Origin of the sequence: Vibrio sp. OPT41 (assembly GCF_015163595.1) — a bacterium.
GTDB lineage: Bacteria > Pseudomonadota > Gammaproteobacteria > Enterobacterales > Vibrionaceae > Vibrio > Vibrio alginolyticus.
This window is the reverse complement of sequence record NZ_JADDYH010000009.1, coordinates 75,264-98,679: the sequence shown is the minus strand read 5'-3', so window position 1 is coordinate 98,679 and position 23,416 is coordinate 75,264. Positions and strand designations below refer to the sequence as shown.

20 protein-coding genes are annotated in these 23,416 nt (G+C 44.3%); 10 read left to right on the top strand and 10 right to left on the bottom strand.

Annotation, left to right across the window (positions count from 1 at the left end; all coding sequences use genetic code 11):
• Nucleotides 1–18 precede the first annotated feature (18 nt).
• The 3 genes from copI to IQP38_RS01100 all read left to right on the top strand — a co-directional run bounded on the left by copI (nucleotide 19) and on the right by IQP38_RS01100 (nucleotide 3,078).
• Complete coding sequence (gene copI / locus IQP38_RS01110) at nucleotides 19–570, top strand: copper-resistant cuproprotein CopI (RefSeq protein WP_193837205.1); 552 nt, start codon at nucleotides 19–21, stop codon at nucleotides 568–570.
• 324 nt (nucleotides 571–894) lie between these two features.
• Nucleotides 895–1,746, top strand: a complete 852-nt coding sequence (locus IQP38_RS01105; protein ID WP_005375420.1) for a carbenicillin-hydrolyzing class A beta-lactamase CARB-42 — start codon at nucleotides 895–897, stop codon at nucleotides 1,744–1,746.
• Nucleotides 1,747–2,028: 282 nt separating this feature from the next.
• Nucleotides 2,029–3,078, top strand: a complete 1,050-nt coding sequence (locus IQP38_RS01100) for a sensor domain-containing diguanylate cyclase (RefSeq protein ID WP_053303796.1) — start codon at nucleotides 2,029–2,031, stop codon at nucleotides 3,076–3,078.
• A gap of 112 nt (nucleotides 3,079–3,190) precedes the next feature.
• On the opposite strand, the gene IQP38_RS01095 is transcribed toward IQP38_RS01100, so the two are convergent.
• On the bottom strand, nucleotides 3,191–3,343 hold the full coding sequence (locus IQP38_RS01095) for a hypothetical protein (protein WP_005375418.1): 153 nt from the start codon (nucleotides 3,341–3,343) through the stop codon (nucleotides 3,191–3,193).
• Nucleotides 3,344–3,589: 246 nt separating this feature from the next.
• On the opposite strand from IQP38_RS01095, the gene speG reads away from it, so the two are divergent.
• On the top strand, nucleotides 3,590–4,129 hold the full coding sequence (gene speG, locus IQP38_RS01090) for a spermidine N1-acetyltransferase (protein WP_005375417.1): 540 nt from the start codon (nucleotides 3,590–3,592) through the stop codon (nucleotides 4,127–4,129).
• 47 nt (nucleotides 4,130–4,176) lie between these two features.
• On the opposite strand, the gene IQP38_RS01085 is transcribed toward speG, so the two are convergent.
• The 7 genes from IQP38_RS01085 to IQP38_RS01055 form a co-directional block, all read right to left on the bottom strand.
• A complete protein-coding gene (locus IQP38_RS01085) occupies nucleotides 4,177–4,974 on the bottom strand; it encodes a hypothetical protein (RefSeq protein WP_138939636.1) in 798 nt (265 codons plus the stop codon).
• Between the two features lie 176 nt (nucleotides 4,975–5,150).
• Nucleotides 5,151–6,236: an OmpP1/FadL family transporter gene (locus IQP38_RS01080; RefSeq protein WP_193837204.1), complete on the bottom strand. Its 1,086-nt coding sequence runs from the start codon at nucleotides 6,234–6,236 to the stop codon at nucleotides 5,151–5,153.
• A gap of 120 nt (nucleotides 6,237–6,356) precedes the next feature.
• On the bottom strand, nucleotides 6,357–9,497 hold the full coding sequence (gene vmeQ / locus IQP38_RS01075) for an efflux RND transporter permease subunit VmeQ (protein ID WP_138939638.1): 3,141 nt from the start codon (nucleotides 9,495–9,497) through the stop codon (nucleotides 6,357–6,359).
• Between the two features lie 10 nt (nucleotides 9,498–9,507).
• Nucleotides 9,508–10,650, bottom strand: a complete 1,143-nt coding sequence (vmeP, locus tag IQP38_RS01070; RefSeq protein WP_053303798.1) for an efflux RND transporter periplasmic adaptor subunit VmeP — start codon at nucleotides 10,648–10,650, stop codon at nucleotides 9,508–9,510.
• Nucleotides 10,651–10,740: 90 nt separating this feature from the next.
• Nucleotides 10,741–11,532 (bottom strand): hypothetical protein, encoded by a 792-nt coding sequence (locus IQP38_RS01065; RefSeq protein ID WP_193837203.1) that lies wholly within the window; start codon nucleotides 11,530–11,532, stop codon nucleotides 10,741–10,743.
• Nucleotides 11,533–12,060: 528 nt separating this feature from the next.
• On the bottom strand, nucleotides 12,061–14,211 hold the full coding sequence (locus IQP38_RS01060; protein ID WP_193837202.1) for a prolyl oligopeptidase family serine peptidase: 2,151 nt from the start codon (nucleotides 14,209–14,211) through the stop codon (nucleotides 12,061–12,063).
• 206 nt (nucleotides 14,212–14,417) lie between these two features.
• Nucleotides 14,418–15,989 carry an ABC-F family ATP-binding cassette domain-containing protein gene (locus IQP38_RS01055; protein ID WP_193837201.1) on the bottom strand — a complete coding sequence of 524 codons (1,572 nt, stop codon included), beginning with the start codon at nucleotides 15,987–15,989 and terminating at the stop codon, nucleotides 14,418–14,420.
• Nucleotides 15,990–16,434: 445 nt separating this feature from the next.
• Between IQP38_RS01055 and IQP38_RS01050 the strand changes: the two genes are divergently transcribed.
• From IQP38_RS01050 to IQP38_RS01040, 3 genes are all read left to right on the top strand, one after another.
• Nucleotides 16,435–16,860: a universal stress protein gene (locus IQP38_RS01050; protein WP_104976479.1), complete on the top strand. Its 426-nt coding sequence runs from the start codon at nucleotides 16,435–16,437 to the stop codon at nucleotides 16,858–16,860.
• 166 nt (nucleotides 16,861–17,026) lie between these two features.
• On the top strand, nucleotides 17,027–17,644 hold the full coding sequence (locus IQP38_RS01045) for an NAD(P)H-dependent oxidoreductase (protein ID WP_005375391.1): 618 nt from the start codon (nucleotides 17,027–17,029) through the stop codon (nucleotides 17,642–17,644).
• Complete coding sequence (locus IQP38_RS01040) at nucleotides 17,641–19,605, top strand: monovalent cation:proton antiporter-2 (CPA2) family protein (RefSeq protein ID WP_193837200.1); 1,965 nt, start codon at nucleotides 17,641–17,643, stop codon at nucleotides 19,603–19,605. Before IQP38_RS01045 ends, IQP38_RS01040 begins: the two co-directional genes overlap by 4 nt.
• A gap of 92 nt (nucleotides 19,606–19,697) precedes the next feature.
• Here the strand turns inward: IQP38_RS01040 and IQP38_RS01035 are convergent, their stop codons facing one another.
• A complete protein-coding gene (locus IQP38_RS01035) occupies nucleotides 19,698–19,991 on the bottom strand; it encodes a hypothetical protein (protein ID WP_005375389.1) in 294 nt (97 codons plus the stop codon).
• Nucleotides 19,992–20,236: 245 nt separating this feature from the next.
• On the opposite strand from IQP38_RS01035, the gene IQP38_RS01030 reads away from it, so the two are divergent.
• Nucleotides 20,237–20,530, top strand: a complete 294-nt coding sequence (locus IQP38_RS01030) for an ArsR/SmtB family transcription factor (RefSeq protein WP_005375388.1) — start codon at nucleotides 20,237–20,239, stop codon at nucleotides 20,528–20,530.
• A 108-nt stretch (nucleotides 20,531–20,638) separates the two neighbouring features.
• Here IQP38_RS01030 and IQP38_RS01025 read toward each other — a convergent pair whose 3' ends face one another.
• Nucleotides 20,639–21,988, bottom strand: a complete 1,350-nt coding sequence (locus IQP38_RS01025) for an alpha-amylase family protein (RefSeq protein ID WP_193837199.1) — start codon at nucleotides 21,986–21,988, stop codon at nucleotides 20,639–20,641.
• Nucleotides 21,989–22,508: 520 nt separating this feature from the next.
• Here IQP38_RS01025 and IQP38_RS01020 point away from each other — a divergent pair.
• Together IQP38_RS01020 and IQP38_RS01015 are read left to right on the top strand one after the other, a co-directional pair.
• Nucleotides 22,509–22,865, top strand: a complete 357-nt coding sequence (locus IQP38_RS01020) for a MerR family transcriptional regulator (protein ID WP_005375386.1) — start codon at nucleotides 22,509–22,511, stop codon at nucleotides 22,863–22,865.
• Between the two features lie 58 nt (nucleotides 22,866–22,923).
• Nucleotides 22,924–23,301: a carboxymuconolactone decarboxylase family protein gene (locus IQP38_RS01015; protein ID WP_005375385.1), complete on the top strand. Its 378-nt coding sequence runs from the start codon at nucleotides 22,924–22,926 to the stop codon at nucleotides 23,299–23,301.
• The last annotated feature ends 115 nt before the right edge of the window (nucleotides 23,302–23,416 follow it).

Here is a 23,416-nt window from a genome sequence, read left to right as displayed (position 1 = left end):
TAAAACAAGGATATAAAAATGAAAAAGACACTAATCACTCTTGCTCTAGCCCTAACAACAACGACTGCGTTTGCCCAAATGGATCATTCAAACATGGACCATGGCAACATGAAGCATGAAAACATGGACCACGGCAGCATGAAGATGGACCACAGTAAAATGGACCATTCAAACATGATGGATATGCCGGGCATGTCGGCAGTAGGTATGCCAGCGAAAGGGGCACAGCCAGACAAGGTGGTACACGTAATCTTGGGTGATGACATGACCATCAAGTTCAAGAAAGACGTCAAGATTGAGCCAAACGATGTGGTGCAGTTTGTAGTCATGAACACCGGTAAGATCAACCACGAGTTTACGATTGGTTCGGCTAAAGAGCAGCTAGAACATCGTGAAATGATGAAGACAATGAGCGGTGATCATATGCACGACTCGGGCAACTCTGTGACGGTCGAACCAGGCAAAGCGAAGCAGTTGTTGTGGCACTTCCACGGTGACAACAAGGTTGAGTTCGCGTGCAACATTCCGGGCCATGCAGAATCGGGCATGGTTAAAAAGATTGAACTGTAAGTAATTATCCAAATAGACAAAGGAGCTGATGATTCAGCTCCTTTTATTTCTGGATCAAACTATTCGTTAGCTCATGATAAGAAATTCTGAGCCAGTGTCTCTCGCTAAGATATTTTTGTGACCGAATCACCGACGTAATATATAAGCCAAACTACAGGCCTTGATAGCAACACTCTTCTCCCCATATTGAGACCGTTTAAGCGTATTGCAAAGAATCCTACATAAAATAGACATAGATTTAACAGTGTTTAGAGTATTGGCTCGTTATAGTTTACGTGACATCGCTACCGTGCGAACTAAAACTAAAATTGAAGAACACGATCCATGAAAAAGTTATTTTTGTTGGCTGGGCTAATGGTTTGCTCAACCCTAAGTTACGCGTCCCAACTGAATGAGGACATTTCTCTCCTCGAGCAACAAACCTCAAGCAGAATTGGGGTGTCAGTTTGGGATACCCAAGCAGACGAGCGTTGGGATTACCGTGGCGATGAACGCTTCCCACTCATGAGCACATTCAAAACCCTAGCTTGTGCCAAAATGCTAAGTGATATGGACAGCGGTAAGCTAAGTAAAAATGCGACCGCAAAAGTCGATGAGCGCAGTATCGTTGTATGGTCTCCAGTGATGGATAAGCTCGCAGGCCAAAACACACGCATAGAGCACGCGTGTGAAGCCGCTATGTTAATGAGTGATAATACTGCAGCCAACTTGGTATTAAATGAAATTGGCGGCCCTAAGGCCGTAACAATGTTTCTGCGAACAATTGGAGATAAAGCAACGCGCCTAGACAGAATAGAACCTCGCTTGAACGAAGCCACACCAGGCGACAGCCGCGACACAACCACACCTAACGCCATACTAAACACTCTACGAACTTTGGTCGAAGGCGAAACGTTGTCTTATGAGTCTCGTGTGCAATTAAAAATCTGGATGCAGGACAACAAAGTTTCAGACTCGTTAATGCGTTCTGTATTACCAACAGGTTGGTCTATTGCAGACCGTTCTGGTGCGGGAGGTCATGGTTCGCGTGGCATTAACGCGATTATATGGAAGGAAAATCATCGACCTGTTTACATTAGTATTTATGTCACAGAAACCGAGCTCTCACTTCAAGCTAGGGACCAACTCGTTGCGCAGATAAGTCAGTTGATTTTACAAAAGTACAAAGACAATTAACTCACCACTCACCTGACCCTATTTGTATCCTTTTCTAGCCCTTCTCTTCCAGAAGGGCTCATTCTGCACTTCCATCTTAAAAACACCACTTATTGAGTAATGACTTACTTATAAATAGGTATAAGATTTACTTATTTAGGGTGAGTTAACGCCCACATTAAGCAACCAAATGCACAAAAACGGCGATAATTGAACCATACTCTTACCAAGAAGCACATTTTCTACAAAATAGCTTCACGTAATTTATTGTTGGTATTTGCAACATTGCCAAGGAGATGTCTATTGAGACTTGAAAGAACTTTTAACCCTGATGACTTATCGATGCAAAACATGGAAAGTCCGATATGTATGCCGATAGGGTTTGTTCACTTTTTAGCTCAATCGGAAACACTACAGCAAGTACTTGATACGGTGGCAGAATGGATAAATCGTATATTTAATTCTGACCGTGCGAGTATCACACTTTATGAAAACAATGATCATTTAAAGGTCTACTCTTTCTCTGGTAGTAAAGCGATTCCCGCTGAATTTTTAGTGCCCATTCATCAAGCGTTTGTTGGCCGAGTGTTCAAAAAGCAACAACTGATGATCTGCGACGATGTTACGCAATCTGATGAGATCGATTGTGTGATGCTCGCATCCAATGGTATGGGTACGTGTATGGACGCGCCTTTAATGCACGGTAAAGTCTGCCTAGGAACGCTTAACGTTGCGCATCATCAAACGCACATTTACACAAACGAACAAGCGGCACAGCTTCAGTGCATCGCTAATTGGATTGCTTTAAACATTGCCCTTCATATACAGATTATGAAAATGGAACACCTCGCCACGACGGATGATCTAACAGGTATTCCAAATCGCAGAGAGTTCATGCGACAAATCGAAAGCCGCCTAAATGAATACCGAACCCAGGGCATTGACTTCCATGTTGCTATTTTAGATCTCGACAATTTTAAAAGCCTCAATGACCGATTTGGTCATGACGCAGGCGATAAATCACTGATCCATGCAGTTAATACTATTAAAAGTCATCTACTTGATTGTGACTTACTTGCCAGAGTTGGCGGTGAAGAGTTTGCCATCGTATTAAGAAGTCGCTCATCACAGCAAGCTCTAGACACATTAGAAACGATTCGTAATGCACTAGAAACGACGACCGTTCAACATTCAGGTTGTGATATGAGCTTCACCGCGAGTATTGGGGTAACTCAAGTCTGTCGTCTCGACGACTCATTTGAACCACTCGTTAAACGCGCCGACTTAGCACTTTACAAGGCAAAAGAAACCGGAAGAAATCGCGTTGAGTTTCATATTGGTGAAGAAAGGTAGAAAAAATAAAAAAAGGTAGTGACTCATTGCGCTACCTTTTATCGATTCTAACCCGCTTAAAATAACTAATACGAACTTTAAGCCAGTTAAAAATAAGAATGAGCAAATTTAATTATGCTTTCTTAAGATCTTTAGCTGGGTAAGTTAGTGTTTTTTCGCCTGCTTTTACATGTGTGTAAAAACCGCCACTGCTTAAACCTGTAACAACCATTTCGCCAAGATCGATACCTTTAGTCGCTACTACTACGTCACCGATTGAAAACATATTGAATACCTTGTTTGTTTAGATTAAGACACTAAGTCGTTGCGCGGTATTTAATACGATATTAGGCAAAGCACCTAATCGAGTTTTTTATCGTAAAGATTAATTTATGTTTGTCGTGAACTCTAAGTTTCCACATTGAAAATCACAGGATATTTTCCAAAAAAAGATGCGCGATTCTTGTGAAATACGGTAATATTTTCTAGCATCAAGTGCGGAGGTATTCTCCGCCCTCATTGGAGAAAAATGATGAAGAAAGGCCTAAAAATGCGTGCATTAGAGCGTTCTGATTTGCGCTTTATTCATGAACTGAATAACAACCGAAATATCATGGCCTACTGGTTCGAAGAACCTTACGAGTCTTATGACGAGCTCGAAGAACTTTATCGAAAACATATACATGATGACGCTGAAAGGCGTTTTGTCGTCGAAGATGAAGACGGCATCGTAATTGGCTTAGTTGAGCTGATCGAGATTAACTACATTCACCGCAGCGCGGAATTTCAGATAATCATCGCCCCAGAGCATCAAGGCCGAGGTTATGCGACAGAGATGATTAATCGTGCGTTAGATTACTCATTCTCAATTCTTAATCTACGTAAAATCTACTTATTAGTCGCAGTGGATAACGAAGTCGCTATTCACTTATACAAAAAGTGCGGCTTTATCGAAGAAGGTCACCTTGTAGAAGAATACTTTATTAACGGCGCTTACAGCGATGTTAAGCGCATGTATATATTAAAACACCAGTACCAGAAAAAGATCGAAGAAAACAACTCAATTCACTAGTTCATTCTATCAAAGTAAAAACGCAGCTATTTGGGCTGCGTTTTTATTTATTCAAATTGATATTGATATGATAATACGATGCGCTTGTCTGCTTCATCCAAATAGGTGTTGTTGTCCATGACAAACGTCATTACGTTAAAAGAGTGGCGTTTGCTCACGAGGTAACCAAGGCCGATACCACCAAAGAAGCCTTTGTAGTTCTCTCCTTCACTGTTTTCTGAGCCGTAAGTGCCTGCTGCGAAGCTGATTAACGTCAGCTCTTTGGTAAACGATTTCAGCGCAAATGCACCAACGTAACCGCTACTGCCTGAAGAGCTCATCATATTGAAGCCATTCTCTGCACTTGGCGTACCCGTAAAGTTAGGCTCGCTACAGAGACTACTTTCTGCACCGTCACAAACAGGAACATCACCAGTGTTGTACGTATAGCCTGCCATTGGGAAAATTTGGAAGCCTGCTGGCTCAATCCCGAAATAACTTAGCGGCATAAAGGTACCAACGCTGTAGTTGGTTTGATCCGCGCCGTTTACGTATTCATTTTTACCGAAGTTGAAGTTCACGATACCGACCGGAAACAGCCACGAGCCACCAATACGCCACTCGCTCGCATCATCATTGATACGCAGGTTAATTTTGCGCGCTTGGTCAAGCGCAAGTGAGCCCGAGAATGAGATGTTTTGATCATCAAAATCGTAGTTGTTTGCGTAAGACGCGCCAAATTTCGTGATGACTTTTGTTGGGTCATCCGCCAACTTGTTTTTATTGCCTTTTACTCGATGCTCGGCACCATGAGCCAACGTACTGACCAACAAAGTCGTACACACTAACGCTAGTTTGTTTTTCATTTTTTAGTCCTTTGAGATGTTGAATACCCGCACTTAGCTGCGCAGATATTTTTTGAATCATCACTCACTGGATGTGACAGAAGCGCCCTAACTACCTTAGATGGCGTGACAGCATCCAGTGCAGGTAGTTAGGGTAGAATGGCCTGTAAGGAAGGCGTTTTAGCGATTAGGAATGATTAGTTTTTCCAGTTGTAGCTCATGCTCATGAAGTACAGCGCAGGCTCATCAAAGCCAGCTTGTAAGCGTGGCGTTTCTGACGATTCCATCAAGATCGCTTCAAACGCGAAACCAATTGAGTTTTCTGAATCCAATTTGTAATCAATGCCTGTACCAATGCGGTACGCCTTGCCAGTAGGAACGGTAATGTCACCGTTTGATTGACTTTCATACATGCTGGTATCGAATGCAAAACCTGCATTCCACATCATTTTTTCATTCAGTTTGTACTGAGTACCCAATGCGATTTGGTAAGTGTCTTGTGTCTCTACGTTCAGCGTGGTTGTGTATTCGCTCCAGTCTTGCCAGTTCACGTTCCACATCACCGCTAGGTCATCATTCACTTCATGGTAAGCACTGAAGATCAGTTGTTGTGGAGCAATGGAGTTACTCTTGTCGAATTCAAATTCGGTTTCAGAAGAGTAAGACAGACCAAGACGCGTGCCTGGTGTTGCCTCATAAAGCACACCTACTCGGCCGTTGAGCTGAGTATCTTGGTCTTCGTCATTGAAGTTCAAGGCTCCCTTCGTTTCCACTTCATACATACCGTACTGAATGCCAAGCGCCGCACCCACAGACCAGTGATCATTGATGCGGTAAGAAGCGGAAGGTTGAATGGTCAAGGCTTGCGTCGTTGCTGTAGGAATATCTAAATGATCACCCAAAAGACCTTCGTACTCGAGGCCAAGACCGTAGTTGCCATACAGACCAATACCCAGCGTCCATTTGTCGTTCACTTGTTGGCTGTAAAATGCCGACGCCATAGGAACAAAACCAATCACGTTGCCCGCATCGCCAGTCATCGTGTCTAATTGCGCGTCACCGTAAAGGCCAATCAGGTTACCAGAGAAAGATTTACCAGAAACATTCGCCAGACCAGCCGGGTTTGCTGCCATTACTGAGGCATCTTGCGCACGAGCCGCCATACCAGCGGATGCCAAACCAATATCCGATGCTGTTGTTTCGTAAAGGTATAACCCACCCGCTTGCGCAGCAGCACACGTCAGTAGAGAGCTCGCTACGACGATTTTTGAAAGATTTTTCATGCTAAAACCTATTATTGTTAGGGGAACCCACGCTGCGACGGTGGTTGTATATCAATGAAAGGCATTGGCCAATCGCACACAGCGTGGGGGTGTTGTGGAGTCAGTCAGTTGAAATCAGCGTTATTGCTCGCTCACCTCAAGTTCAGTGGGTTTCTTTCGCTTAAACTTCTCGCGCAGAGATTGCATCATCACGAAGAACACTGGCGTCAGTAACGTGCCAACAAACGTAGAGAGAATCATGCCGCCGAATACCGCAAAGCCCAGTGAGTGACGAGATGCCGCACCGGCACCCGATGCAATCACCAACGGGAATACCCCCCAGATGAAGGCGAATGCGGTCATCTGTACTGCACGGAAACGGACTCGAGCAGCTTCTTTGGCAGCATCAATGATGGATAAGCCCTTTTCTTCTCGCAGAACTTTGGCAAATTCCACGATAAGAATCGCCACTTTGGCGGACATACCGATCAAGATGACCACACCAATCTGCACGTACAAGTCGAACGGTTGTCCCACCAGCAATAGCGTGCCCATTGCGCCGAGAATCGCGACTGGAACCGCCATCATTACCGCAGCAGGAATGGTCCAACTTTCGTACTGAGCCACCAAGAACAAGTAGGTGAACAGCAAAGACAATGCGAACGCGATTGGTGCCATGTTGCCTGCTTTCATCTCTTGGTAAGTCATGCCTGACCACTCGTATGAGTAACCACTTGGCAAAGATTCCGCAGCCAGTTTTTCAATGGCTTTTACAACATCACCCGAGCTGTAACCTGGCGCTGGCGCACCGTTCACGGTTGCAGAACTGAACATGTTGTAGTTCGACAAGGTATCTGGGCCGAAGATCGGCTTCACTTTCACTAGCGTTGCCAGTGACACCATTTTTCCAGAGCTTGAGCGAACAAACAGATGGTTGATGTCGTCGATATTGTCACGGTATTGCTCTTCTGCTTGCACTTTCACTTGGTACGAACGACCAAACAAGTTGAAGTCAGAAATGTAGGCACCGCCCAACTGCGCTTGCAGTGTGCTGAAGATTTCATTCAACGGTACGCCCATCGAAATCGCTTTATCGCGGTCAATATCGATGTAACGTTGCGGAATGTTCGCACGGAAAATCGAGAACGCACGCGCCACTTCAGGCAGTTGATTGATTTGGGCAACAAAATCAGCGGTTGTTTTTGCCAACTCTTGTGGAGAACGGCCCAAGTTGTCTTGCAGCACAAGGTTGAAACCATCCACCGCACCCATGCCTTTGATTGCCGGCGTCGCGAAAACGAACGAAGCGGCATCTGGCGTTGAGTTCAGCATTTGGTTAACTTTGTTCATCAACGCACGTTGGTGTAGCTCAGGGTCTTTACGTTTGCTCCAGTTATCCAGTTTGATGATCAACATGCCCGAGTTTGGAATCGACGCCATGTTAATTACCGAGAAGCCCGCAACCGAAACCACGTTCTCCACACCTTCCATCTGTTTTAGCTCGTCAACGTACTTCTTCATTAATGGTGCAGTACGCTGCAATGCTGCTGCGTCTGGCAAACGCATTTCGACCATGAACACGCCTTTATCTTCGTTCGGTACGAAAGAAGAAGGTACGGTCATGAACGCAAATGCCAGCACCGCAATAAGCGCGCCATAAACACCGATACTCAGCACAATACGACGGCTCAAGAAGCCAACTAAACCTTGGTATTTGCGCGTTATTGCTTCAAAACCTCGGTTAAACGCACGCAAAGGCGCAATAGGTTGCGAGTGAGTAGATTTCAACATCAACGCACAAAGCGCTGGCGTTAACGTCAATGCGTTGATCGCAGAGATCAGCACCGATACACAGATGGTGACCGCGAACTGGTTGAACATTCGACCAGAAATACCCGGCAATAGCGCAACCGGTACGAATACCGCCAACAAAATAAGCGTTGTTGCCAATACTGGCCCCGTCACTTCTTTCATAGCTTGGATAGTGGCCGGAATCGGGTCTAAATGCTCTTCATGAATAACCCGCTCCACGTTCTCTACCACGATGATCGCATCGTCCACCACGATACCGATGGCGAGGATCAAGCCAAACAACGAGATCGTGTTAATGGTCATGCCCATCACGCCCATGATTGCGAAAGTCGCAATGATGGAAACCGGAATCGCTAAGGTTGGAATAATGGTCGCTCGCCAGTTCTGCAAGAAAACGTACACAACGAAGGTGACAAGAAGTACCGCAATCACCAGCGTCTCATACACTTCATCAATCGATGTCTCTACGTATTCGGTAGAGTCATACGCGATGTCATAGACCAAATCATCTGGGAACGATTTCTCGTACTCTTTCATGGCCTCTTTCACGCGTTCCATCACGTCTAGCGCGTTCGCGGTCGGCAACTGGTACAAGGCCAGAACGGCTGCTGGTTCGTTATTCATACGACCATCAGCTTCGTAACCTTGTGCGCCAACTTCGACACGAGCCACATCTTTCAAGCGAATCAAAGAACCTTTCTTGCTCGCACGAATGATGATGTTCTCGAACTCTTCCGCAGAAGTGAGGCGGCCTTTGGTTTGCAAAACATATTGATATTGCTGGTCACCCGGAGCTGGCATACCACCGATCTTACCCGCCGCCACTTGGATGTTTTGCGTTTTAATTGCGCCAATAACATCGCTAGCAGAAAGCTTCAAGGTAGCCAGTTTATTTGGGTTCAACCAAATACGCATTGAGTAGTCTTTCTTACCCAGCAGCGTAATGTCACTCATACCTTCGATACGTTTTAGACGCTCAACGATATTGAGATCCGCGTAGTTAGAAAGGTAGATACTGTCGTAAGACTGTTTCGGAGAACGCAGTGTGATAACGCCCAGCATGTCGGAAGATTTCTTCTTAACCGTCACACCGATTTGGTTTACTTCTTGTGGTAGAGACGACGTCGCCTGTGCCACCAAGTTGTTCACACGAACCTGCGCCATATCGCCATCTGCGCCCACTCGGAAGTAAATACGCAATGTGTATGAGCCATCGTTACCAATCACAGAAGACATGTAAATCATGTCTTCAACGCCGTTGACTTTGGCTTCTATCGGTTGTGCTACGGTCTTTTTAACCACGTCCGCATTTGCACCCGGATACATGGTGCTCACCGTAATTACCGTTGGAGAGATTTGAGGATACTCAGAAATTGGCAAGACTTTCAGGGCGATCATACCCATCAATGTCATCGCCAGTGAGATCACCAAAGCAAATTTCGGCCGGTGAATGAAAAATTTACTTAACATCAGTACTCACTCAGCCTTGTTCACTCTGTAGCTCAACGTCTTTCACCGTTGCACCCGGACGCACTTTTTGTAGACCATGGACGATGACTTTTTCGTTAGCCGCCAAACCAGTCAGCACAGCACGTTTCACACCGTAGGTCTGACCGAGTTCAACGTTACGACGAGACACCACGTGATCATCACCAACCACCATGACGTAGTCACCCGCTTGGTCTTGTTGAACAGCCGCCGATGGGATAAGCAAACCATCAATGGTTTTGTTGCGCAGCTTGATGGTCAAGTTGCCATATTCACCCGGCATAAGCGCGTAAGTTGGATTATCGAATTGTGCTTCTGCTCGAATTGAGCCTGTTTCTAAATCGATCTTATTGCCAACGGCGTAGATCTTGCCATCAAGCGGATACAATGAACCGTCTGAAAGCGTCAGTGTTAAATCAACATCCAGTTTGTCATCGTTACGATGAGCCACATCAATGGCACTTCTTACTCGGCGGTAGAGCTTCTCATCCACATCAAAGCCAAAGCGAATTGGGTCTACTTGAGTGATCGAAACAAGAGGAACGATTTGAATTTTCGAAATACGGTCACCCACTCGGAAGTTGCTGAAACCCACGCGGCCAGAGAAAGGAGCGCGCACAGAGCTAAATTCAAGATCGAGCCTTGCTGAAACCAGCGTCGCTTTCGCCTCTTCTACCGAAGCAATCGCTGCGGCGTGCGCAGCAATGGCGTCATCGTATTGCTGCTCACTGATGCTTTTATCTTTGATGAGTTTCTTCACACGTTCTGCATCACGCGTAGTTTGAACGAGTTGTGCTTTTGCTTTTTGCAACGACGCTTTTGCATACGCCAGTGCCGCTTTGTAAGGACGGTCGTCGATTTCAAACAACAATTGGCCTTTTTCGACCATATCGCCATCTTTAAAATGAATCGCGGTTAATTCGCCACCGACTCGCGGCATAATATCAACGTCATTTACCGCTTCAGTTCGACCGATAAAAGTATGATAAGGAGTGATTTTTGTTTCGGTTAGGGTAACGGTTTCAACAGAGGGTGCTTGGGCTGTTTTCGTTGCGATATCGCCAGTTTTGCATCCTGATAGTAATGCAGAAGATATAGCAATAGATACCAACGCAAATTTATATTTGGCTTTCATGATAAACCTACTTTATTTAGAAAGTGCCCTAGCCTAAATATTTAAATATATGGATAAACACACTTTCTATTCTGGAAATAAACGAGGGAGTTAGAATTGGTAGTTAAATTCGATACGGTGATCACCATCACCGAAATTAACGTGCTCATTCCAGTTTGCAAAGTAACGAATATTTGCGCGAGGATTAATTTGATAAGACAACGCAAACTCATGAGTCAAGATATTATCTTCACCCGCGTAATAAGTATCTTTATATTGACTAGACCCTGACAACGTATGCATATACATTGGGTTGTAGTTAATCCAGATTTTATCGGTTAATTCAATTTTTGAGTACATACCCACAACAGTGAAAGTACCTGGAATTTCATAACCTTTGTCATCACCACCAAAATCATTAGCAATAGTGACACCCGCACCAGCTAAAGGAAATAGCTGCAACATACCAAACTTAGGTAGACCTTGAATAAAGCTATAAGATGCATCTAATTTATCGTTATCAACGTCGTAGTTTACATCTAATTGACGGCCTAGACCTTTTGCGACTTCTACTTGGAAATTACGTAGTCTGAAAGAGTCAATGCTGTCATCAACGTTGGCATATATTGGATCGTCATTGTCGCGAATGCCAAATAGCTCACCACCAATGCCTTTCATTTCAATGATGTTCATCGCCATGGTACCAGGCTGGCTAGATTGATAAGTTTGACCGATTTTGATGTTCGCGCCTTTATCAGTAATACCAAAGCCCGCTTGGGTGTATACCGCAAGTGGGTCAGACATATCTTGTAGTTCTTCGTTATTGTTTGTCTGCGCATAGGCAGAAGACGCGAGTTGTAGGGCTGCAACCATAATGGCAACAGACGGTTTCACTAAATTCATAAAACTGTATCCATTTTAATGATTATAAAATTATTCACGTCATGAGGTCATCATAAATAGCAAGCAACACAACTCGCTTTGGATAACATAAATTATCAAAGCAAATTCAATAATGACGAAACATTCGACGTTTTAATTAAAATAAAATAAAGCATCGTAAAAGTTCAATCACCGCTACTTATATCTTATATAACTTGAAATTTGGTAATACCAATGAAGAAGGAAATATTAAAACTTATGAAAATTCAATTATCATTAGAACAAATGATTAATTAATTTTACCATATAAATAGAGAGTGCAATGGATTTAGGTGATCGCGATCAATGTTTCATTTCGATCGTACAACACTCTTCAGATTAATTAGAACATTATAATAATTTAAAAAACCTTAGTTTGATTAGCCTAGCATCAGATTAGAATAGTAGGCCTATAATAAATAAAAAGGGAGTCACTCTCTGTGATTCCCTTTTATTATCGAGCGATAAAGCGCCGATGCGTTTCGATAACTAAAACGCAAACAATTCGCACTATTGCAGTTTCTCTATTCCCATATTGAACAGTGCAAAACTATAAATATCTGCATTTGTCTCAATTATTTTACGCGTTGGTGTGCCTGCACCATGTCCTGCATTGGTTTCGATGCGAATTAAGATCGGATTTGAACCCGCTTGCTTCGATTGCAACTCAGCTGCAAATTTGTATGAGTGAGCAGGAACAACACGGTCATCATGATCACCGGTTGTAATCAATGTTGCTGGGTATTCCACCCCTGCTTTTACATTGTGCACCGGCGAATAACTTTTCAGATATTGGAACATCTCTTTACTTTGCTCTGCCGTGCCGTAGTCATACGCCCAACCAGCACCTGCGGTAAAAGTATGGTAACGCAGCATATCCAATACGCCGACTGCTGGCAGCGCCACTTTAAACAGCTCTGGACGTTGCGTCATAACGGCCCCTACTAACAAGCCACCATTCGAACCACCGTTAATGGCTAACTTGTTTGATGACGTTACCTCTTCATCAATTAGGAATTCAGCCGCAGCAATAAAGTCATCAAACACATTTTGCTTTTGCATTTGAATGCCAGCGTTGTGCCACTCTTTACCATACTCCCCACCGCCACGAATGTTCGCTACCGCGTAGACACCACCAAGCTCCAACCAAGCCGCACGTGTCGGGTTAAAAGATGGTGTGAGGCTGATGTTGAAACCACCATAACCATATAGGATGGTTGGTGCACTGCCGTCCATCGGTGTCCCTTTTTTATAGGTGATGATCATCGGCACTTTTGTTCCGTCTTTTGAGGTGTAAAACACCTGGCGAGAGTCATACAAAGCTGGATCAAATGGCGCTTTAGATTTGTAGTACACCTCGCTATCACCATCTTTGATGTTCAGACGATACGTAGTGCTGGGCATCTTGTAATTGGTGAAAGAATAGTAGACTTCGGTTTCATCTTTTTTACCCGAGAAACCGTATGCGCTGCCAATATCAGGCAATTTGATTTCTCGGATGAGTTTGCCGTTCATGTCGTATTGCTTCACCATCGAGATCGCATCAACAATATAACTCGCAAACAAATTGCCACCCGCGGTAGAAACGCGTAACACATTCTTTGTTTCAGGGATCAAATCTTTCCAGTTTTTGGGCTGCGGCTGACTCGCATCCACCGTCACGACGCGTTTGTTCGGCGCGTTAAGGTTCGTAACCAAGTACAGCTTCGTGCCTTGGTTATCTATCACCCAAGTATCAGAACTGGTGTTATCGAAAATGGTTTTAAGCGGGCTGTTTGGCTTACTCAGATCTTTAAAGAACAGTTTGTTACCCGATGTCGATACGCTGGCTGAGATAAACAAGTAGCGTTCATCATCCGACGTATAGCCGCCAACATAACGGTATTTCTCTTCCTCAAAGCCGCCGAAAATCAGCTGGTCTTCACTTTGCTTCGTTCCAAGTTTATGAAAGTAGAGCTTGTGTTGATCTGTCTTCGCGCTCCCCTGTGGCTTGTCATAACTTGAGTAATAGAAACCTTGATTGCCGAGCCAACTGATGCCGCTGAACTTAATATCCACCAGCGTTTCACCGACGGGCTTTTTGGTTTCTGTGTCTAACACAATGACTTTGCGCCAATCGCTACCGCCTTCCGAAATGCTGTATGCGACCAAAGAACCGTCTCGTGAAAAGCTCACTCCCGCTAACGATGTGGTGCCATCCTCACTAAAAGTATTTGGATCGAGGAAAATTTCTGCTTCACCATCACCTAACTGCCGATAAAGCACATCTTGGTTTTGTAACCCGTCATTTTTATAGAAATAAGTGAACTTACCCTCTTTGAACGGTTGGCTTTGCTTTTCGTAGTCCATGAGCTTAGTGATGCGTTCTTCAATCTGCTCGCGGTAAGGGATTTTCGACAGATAATCAAACGTCACTGCATTTTGTGCCTTCACCCATTCTGCGGTTTCTGGGCTGAGATCGTCTTCCAACCAACGATACGGATCACTCACTTTTGTACCAAAGTAGTCATCGACAACATTCACTTTTTGTGTGGTTGGGTACGTGATGGCTTTCAGGGTTACCTGTTCAACCGACGACTGCGCCGCTTCATTTGCATGCGCCACAGACAACACACTTCCGAGTGCGAGAGCCGTTGCGAGTGCTAGGGTGTTCTTTTTCATGAAATTCTTTTTTATTTTTCTGTTGTCTTTTTGTGCAATACATCAGAACTCTACTATATATCGACAAAATGAATCTAATTTCATTAAACGAGTTGTGAAAGCCATCCTAACTCCCTCATTTCCTGCCAGTTCTACAAACCAGTAAGTGGAAGTGTAGAACTTGGGAACAACACTGAAGAGCTACGATGGCGTTTACTCTCTTTCGTCTAAGTCAGCTCGATTTGGCGCAAAACCCCAGACTCAGAAGCGAAATCTTGGTCGTGACTGATCAGAACAAATCCACCTTTGTATGTATTTAACGCCTGACTAAGCATTATTTTTGACTCGAGGTCGAGATGGTTATCTGGTTCATCAAGCAGCAGCAAAGGCTGAGAATTTTGGTGGCTGACTATCAGCATCGCGAGCTTCATCTTCTCGCCACCGCTCAGTAGGCGCCCCAATCGAAACACTGCATCTCGACGAAAACCGATCCCGGCCAATAAGGTCCTCGCTTCACTTTCCGTCATCTCTTGGCAGCTCTCCATTACGTTCTCAAGTAACGAAAGATTTGGATTCACTGCACCAAAATGTTGGTCGAGATAATACAAAGGCGTATTCACTTTCAGCTCACCACTCTGCAACGATAACTCGCCAAGCAACGTCTTTAACAAGGTTGATTTTCCGCAGCCATTTTTCCCTTTGAGATGGACTTTGTCGTTCGCAAAAATCTGCAACGTGATAGGTGTAGAATTCCCAAAAGGTAATATACCTTCTTGTATCGACAATACTTTTCGCGAACGGTTCGGATTATCTGTAAGATAAAGCTTTTGCGCCTTGAGTTGCTCATGTCGCAATTGCAACGCCTGTTCTTTGGCTTGTAAATGCGCTTGTCTGAGTTGCTCATTCTTATTGCGATTTGAGGCGCTGGCGGTCGCACTATCCTTTTTTCCATCAAGCAAAATTTTGGGCTGACTGCCGTCTTTGCGCAGTTTGTTCCCTTGCGCGGCGCGTTGGTCTGCTTTTTCGCGATTTTTCTGGGCTTGCTCGGCTAACCGTTTTTTCTGTTTATCGACTTGCGCTAACTGCCTCTCGATCGCTTGCAGTTCAGTGCGTTTTTTCTCGGCGTACACATCGTAATTTCCACCAAAAGCCTGTAAACCTAGGCCCGATAGCTCCCAAATTTCCTCCATCTCTCGCAGCAGCTCACGATCGTGACTGATGAGTAAAATCGCACCGCTGAAATGCGTCATAGACTCTATCAACCATTGTTTCGCCTCGGTATCGAGGTGATTGGATGGTTCATCGAGAATCAAAAGCTCCGTTTCGTTTTCAAACAACTGCCATAACTGCAAACGTGCCAACTGACCACCACTGAGCCGAGCACAAGAGAAGTCAGGGTCTTGCGGCAAGCCCATCGCAGCAAGCTGCTGTTTGAGTTTCAGTTCAATATCCCACTGTTCGCCAACCAGTTCGAACCAATGCTCAGAAACATCACCTTGTTCAATCTGCTTCAAAGCATGTAAGGCCGAGTCTGTTCCTAGAAATTGGGCGATCGATTGCTGACCTGAAAGCAGATCAGACGGCTGCTGGCGATACATCATGAAAGAAGAGGGAGCAGTCACAACACCGCTGGCAGGCTGAATTTCTCCCGCTAAAATGGAAGCCAAAAGCGACTTGCCGATGCCATTGCGCCCAACCAAACCAACACGTCGTTTAGTCATGGAACAAGAAATAGACTGGAATAGCGTATCGCCATTATCAAACTGATGGCTAACATTAAAAGCTTGTAAAACTGGCATAATTTGCCTCCTGTATGACAGGGACAACAGCCGTAGCTATGATTTGAAATTGCAACAAAACGCGTGCACAAACGCATTAAGCTCTATGAAAAGCTCGACGATATACGTCAAATCAAAAAGTCGTCTTGTTGCAAAGAAATATCGGAAAGTGAGCTACGCCTACTAACCCTGCAGATCCAAAAAATAAGTAAAAATATGGATGACAGGTTTAGTTCTTCATGTTGGCGTAATCTCCTAGAGAAATGATGCGCAGAGTGTAGCCGCTTTTTTGTTCAAAAAGCAAGCTTTCTAACCAAATGTGAACAAAAAGAAAGTTTCACAGTAAGTTGTTATATCACATTAACTTTTTAACAAGTCTTTGAACAATTTCGAGATCTTAGCAACACAATTTTTATCCAAGCCATACTATGCTTAGGGTAAAGATAATCCACATAAGGGCGTGGTTATGAAATACAAACATATCCTTGTTGCACTCGAACTGTCAGATGAAAGCACCGTGCTTATCGACAGAGCGGTATCAATGGCAAACTATCTCGACTCCGATATCTCCTTTATTCATATTGATGGTACGCACGGAGAAATCTATCGTGAGCTTGTAGACATTAAAGAAAACCCGGATCAAAGGCCGTTGAATGAGCATTCAATGGGATGTTTAAAGACATTTAGTGATTACATGGATTACCCACTTAAACATTTCTTCGTAGGTACTGGCGACTTGGCTGATAAATTAGAGGTCACCATTAAAGAGCAAGAAGTGGATCTTCTGATTTGTGGCCACCACCAAGATTTCTGGAGCAAGATTATTTCTTACTCCAGACACTTAATTAACAAGTCACCGGTGGATATTCTAGTCGTCCCTATTCATGATTAGTAAAACGTAACGCTTCCCAAAACCACCAATTTATTTGGTGGTTTTTTATTGATATTGAAACAGCTTAAACAGTTTTCCAAACTAGCTTGGCGATCATTTATGAGTTACATTTTCTAACCAACCCGCGCTCCTACTGGGCATGGTTACTTAGATAGCAAGGATCCCTATGGCAAATAAAAAAGTACTCATTCTCTTTGCTCATCCTTCCCAGCATCGTTCAGAAGTGAATACTCCACTTTTCAAAGAAGCTCAAAAAATTGAAGGCGTGACATGTGTTGATCTCTATGGCGAATACCCTCGTTTCGATATTAATATCGACCGTGAGCAGCAACGCTTACGTGAACATGACGTGGTGATTTTCCAATTCCCACTATATTGGTATTCAACGCCTGCGATTTTAAAAGAGTGGCAAGATCTGGTTTTGGAATATGGCTTTGCTTACGGTACAGATGGCACAGCACTGCAAGGCAAGACCATGCTTTGTGTGCTGTCTGCAGGGGGTAAAGAAGAAGCTTATAAGGCAGAGGGCTACAACCACTTTACGATTCGTCAACTGCTTGCGCCTATTGAACAAATGTCCGCGCTGACAGGCATGAACTACATTGCCCCTCTCGCGATGTTTGGTGCACGTACAGCAGATGAAGAAGGGCGAATCCCTCGTCATGTTGAGCGGTACAAGAGCCTGCTAACAGCTTTAGTCGAAGATAGGTTGGATGTTGAAGCTGCGGCGTCATTAATCAAGCTTAACAGCGCATTGCCAGAGCTCATTAAGGAGGCTTCATGACAGGAATATTCTTACAAGCCTTCGTATATTTGATTGCTGCTGTAATTGCAGTCCCACTTGCTAAGCGTTTGGGACTTGGGTCCGTTTTAGGCTATCTCATCGCAGGTGTGGTCATTGGCCCAATTATCGGTTTAGTCGGTGAAGAAACAACAACAATCCAGCACTTTGCCGAGTTTGGCGTGGTGATGATGCTGTTTCTCGTTGGCTTAGAGCTCGAACCCAAAATGTTGTGGGCGATGCGCAATCGCTTAATGGGCTTAGGAGGTCTGCAAGTCGGCGGTACCGTCGCAGCGATTATGGGTATTGCCTTGTACTTTGACCAGCCTTGGACCATAGCCTTAGCCATAGGTTTGATCTTCGCCCTCTCTTCTACTGCGATTGTTTTGCAAACTTTTAGCGAAAAAGGATTAACGAAGACGGAAGGTGGACAAAACGCTTTCTCCGTGTTGCTTTTTCAAGATATTGCAGTGATACCAATGTTGGCGTTCATTCCTCTATTGGCCTTACCTGAATTAATTGAACAGGCACAGTCCGCGGCTCAAGCAGCCGCAGCGCACCATGAAGAATTAAGCCTCGTTGCGGGGTTGCCTGGCTGGGCATACGGCATCGTAATCACAGCATCGATTGCAATCGTCGTCGTTGGTGGACACTTTTTAAGTCGACCTCTGCTCAATTATGTGGCTAGCTCTGGTTTGCGAGAAATCTTTACCGCAACTGCACTCATGCTGGTCATTGGTATCGCTGCGCTGATGAGCTTAGTGGGCTTATCTCCTGCCTTAGGAACCTTCTTGGCTGGCGTTGTATTGGCGAACAGTGAATTCCGCCACGAGTTAGAATCCAATATCGAACCATTTAAAGGCCTATTGTTAGGTCTGTTCTTTATTACCGTTGGCGCAGGGATCAACTTCTCGGTCCTTTTTGGTGATTTCTGGTTGGTCATGGCATTGACCATTGGCGTGATGGTTTTGAAAGCCTTGGTGCTGTTTATTCTTGCACTGATATTTAGGGTGAAAGGCAGCAACCGCTGGCTGTTTACCCTAAGCTTGGCTCAAGCAGGTGAATTCGGCTTTGTGCTTCTAAGCTTTTCAGTGCAAAACCACGTCATCCCATTTGAACTCTCACAAACTCTTGCGTTAGTGGTTGCGATTTCGATGTTCCTGACACCAGGTTTGTTTATTCTGTTTGATAGAGTGATTCTGCCGCGCTTTGAAAGCCAGTCAAATGAACGCGAAAGCGATACGATTGAGGAAACAGGCACGGTGATCATCGCCGGCATCGGCCGCTTTGGACAAATAGTGAATCGCCTATTGGTATCAAACGGCGTGACTACCGTGGTACTTGACCATCAATCTGACCAAGTCGATAACATGCGCCAGATTGGCACTCGCGCCTATTTTGGCGACGCGACTCGACCAGATATGCTACATACAGCCGGCATTGAGCACGCCGCTGCGTTGGTTGTGGCGATTGATAACCAAGAATCGAGTGTAGAACTGGTGAAGTACGTTAAGCACACGTACCCAAAAGTAACAGTGATTGCACGTGCCTTTGACCGTGGACATGGCTATCTTTTGCGTCAAGCGGGAGCTGATATTATTGAATCAGAGACCTACCATTCTGCATTGGAGATGGGCGGTCACACAATGAAAGCCCTTGGCATTCACCCCTTCTTTGTTGAACAACAGAAGGCGACATATAAGCGTGTTGAAGCACGTAAGTCAGAAATACTCTACAAAGCTTGGGAGGATGATTCTGAAGGTGAACGCTATGACAACAATTTCCGACAACTGTTTATTCAGTTAGAGGAGAAAATGGCGGAAGAGATGCAAAAAGATCGTCATGACAAACTATCGCGGTCAGAACGAGGTTGGACACCGCCACCTAAAGGTTACGCCGATGACTTTAATGAAGATAACGTCCAAGAGCTAACACCACCACGAGAAGAGCCTATCCAACGATAACGCACTCCATATTAAAAACCTCCCGCTTGGGAGGTTTTTATTTTTTCAGTACAGAGCCACACGCCGTGCAGGATAAAATGATCTTCTCGATATTACATAAGATCATTCATTAAAATCTCATACTCTTCGTTTGCTTCTTCCACTAAATGAGAAAGCTCTAACGCATCAGTAACTGCAAGATTGAACTGCCACGGAGTTGTGTCTTCTTTACCACAGATTCGAGTTTCACACCCACGACTCTCAAAAGACAAATCATCAAACTCTGTGGTGTGGCGCTCTTGAAGTTCAACAATCTCAACTTCTAATTTACCGACAGGATTGACTTTAACGTGGGCATGTAACTCCGAACTGTTAGACAAACAATAATCTCTATGAACCGCAATCATGGCCGCCTCCTTGGTCTGCCAACTGACAACTCAACATTGAGTGTAGACGAGGGATTTTGAACGTGGCGTGAAATAATAATGAAGATTGATCTGTCTCATTAGAACAGACAATTGTTGTCATGAAGGCATGAGCCAGCATGAATCTCATCTGATTTAAATTGTTCTGAGATCGTAATAGTTGGCATTTACCGAGACTTTCCCTATTATCGAAATAAAATTACTGTGGTCATTCTTTAGAGGTCAGTATGGAGCTTGAAGCCGTTGCTAAAGCACTAAAAGAGTTAGGGCATCCGACTCGTTTAAGTATTTACAAAGAAGTCGTCAAAGCGGGATACAAAGGTATCGCGGTAGGCGGCGTACAAGAAAAGCTTGGCATTCCAGCATCCACTCTCTCTCATCATATCTCGAGCCTTGCTTCAGCTGGTCTTCTCACCCAGCGCCGCGAGGGTAGAACCCTTTTTTGTGTCGCAGAATATCAGTGCTTAGATGACGTAATTGGTTTTTTAAAAGCAGAATGTTGCGTTAACGAGTGCTCATAAATTTCTAGCAAAAACGAGAGAGTTTGAGTTTATATTGAATTTCAGCAGAACGTGAATGACGATGATAAACATACACACCGAAGTTGCTAACCTCGGTGTGTACATCTTCTAGTTCGCGACGAGTAACATCGACGACTTAGATGGTACGATTAACTTACCGTCACTTGGAATGATTTGTTCTGTCATCAAATCAACCCAATTACCATCGATTTTTAATGTCAAAGACTGTTGACGCTGTGATTTATTAAGCACCACAATGCCTTTGTCACCTCGCTTAAGTACGAGCATGTCATCGTTACCTTCAAGAACACTCATCGGCTCGCCATGCGTCATATTATGGAACTGGATCATTTTTGCCATTCTCGGATCGCTCCATGCACCCTGCCATCTTGGCTGACCATTTTTACCTTTAATACCGCTGGTGTTTAAGTCGGTATAAATCAACGGCACACCACCATCTCGGCCTAGAATATAGGCATAAGCTAACCATTCGTTTTCCTCGTCCATGATGAGATCAAGAAAGACATCATTGTTAGGAATATCATGTGTGATAGCAAATGTAATCGCACGGCCGGGGGACAGAGCCTGACCAAAACAATAGGGATCAATCAGAGACTTGAAGCTACCCTTTTTAGCAAACGCCTTAAACATGGTTGAGAACAAAGGGAAATCGTACGCACCTAGGCGAGTTTCCTGTAGATACGGCTCAAGAAACAGCTGATACTCTTCTTCCGTCGCACCGCCATCGGTAATAATTTCACCAAATATATGCACATCCCGCGTGATGTCGTCTGTCCAAACACGCTTAAGATGCTCTAACGTCATGTGTTTCGCAGCGTCAATACGAAAACCTTTCACACCAATAGCTTTCAGCGCCTTTAGGTACGCTCGCTGCTGCTCAACGACATGGTCACAAACACGAAGAGTTGGCAAGCCAGGATCGGTTGGTCCACCTGTGATACGTCCGTTTTGAACCTGCCACTTATCTTTCCAGTCTTTGATGCCGAATGCTTCAACAAAGTCCTCTTCATCAAAAAGTGGTTGAGATAGATCGCCAAACAACGCTAGCGACTGATATTTCTGTTTGTTGTTCTGGTATTCCTCCAAGACCTCTTGTCTTGGGTACTGAAGGTCTCTGCGAAGGTGGGCCTCATTTGCCATATGGTTAAACACTACGTCGGCATAAACCCACACACCAACTTGCTCCAGTTCACGAACCATATGAATAAAATCTTTGGTATCACCCAAAGCATTATCGATAACACGATAATCTTGTGGTTGATAACGCTGCCACCAGCGCTCATCGTGTGCGCTTTTCATTGGTGGCGAAACCAACACAGAGCCATAACCAAGCTCGCGGATTTCTTTTGCTCGTTGGGCAATGTCAGCATACTTCCAATCAAACGCATGTAAGATAACGTTTGCACCGAATGATTGTGTTTCCTGTGAGCCACTCATGTTGTTCTCCTGCTCGTTTCCACTCACGATTACTTGTTTGCATTTTTTTGTGAGTGAATTCAATAATCGAAATTATAAAAGCTATTCATCAGAGGCACTCACCCTTTTAGCACTAACTCAAGGCTGAAATCGAAGGCGTAGCGACTCATCCATTGCACAGCGATAAATCGTTCTGAGTGAATAACGGGCACACGACATACAACCCGAACAGACCAACACAAAACTAAGGCATTGTTTTGATTAACAAAAACTTAAATTTAAAAAGATAGAACATAAGACCTATGTACGCCCTAAAATAGGCCCAAAGGATAAAAATAGCCAAGCCAACCCGTTGAGTAATCAATTGTTAATAAAACGAAACTGGCAGATGGATCACGTTTGGCGCGTTTCAAAAATCCAGTAAATCACCATACCTAGCGTTAAAAGACTAAAGATTTCTGTTTGTATCTGTCCCGAAATGACTTCAAAATGCGAAACTTAGCTTATCTCTATGGGGTATGCTCTACCTTGGAGGATAATAATGAATATCAAAGAATTTTCTGACCTCGTCGGGCTATCTGCTCATACACTTCGATACTATGAAAAAATCGGTTTACTTAAACATGTCCATAGAAACGCGAGTGGACATCGAATGTATAGTTCGAAAGATCTAAACTGGATAAGCTTTGTTAAGCGTTTAAAAGAAACTGCAATGCCACTTGAAGAGATTCTAGAGTATGCCAAATTAAGGGAAGTCGGCTCTCAATCTGTACCACAACGTCAAGCCCTGTTAGAACAACACCAAGAAAACCTCAAACGCCACATTGAGCAACAGAAAAAGCACTTATCGGCTCTAGAAGAAAAAATTGCCTTGTATAAAAGCGGAAAAGTTCGTTGACTTAGAGTTAACTCTAACGATTAAGGTGTGTTTACGTTTATTCACTAGGAACATACCGATGGAACAATCACGCTTTAACAAAGGATTAGAACTACTCTCTCAAATTGATGGCGACGCTGGTCATAATGTCATCGAAACCTTACAAGATATTTGTCCAGATTTAGCTCAGTACACCATTGAGTATCCGTTTGGCGATATTTATGCTCGCCCGGGCTTAGACCTAAAATCGAGAGAAATCGCAACCGTCGCCGCGCTAACGGCAATGGGGAATTGCGCGCCGCAACTAAAAGTGCACTTAAATGCAGCGCTGAATGTAGGCTGTAGCGAGGATGAGATTAAAGAGATCATTTTGCAGATGTCCGTCTACGCAGGTTTTCCCGCGGCATTAAACGGCATGTTTGCATTCAAAGAAGTGCTAGCGGAAAGAGCAGAGTAATAACGACGTTGAAATCAATTTAACCGCAATTAAAAACGACCCTTGGGGTTCGGGCCGTGATTAAAACAACGAGTGAATTAGCGCTCAGGAGTTTCAAGCAGTTTAACCGCGCAAT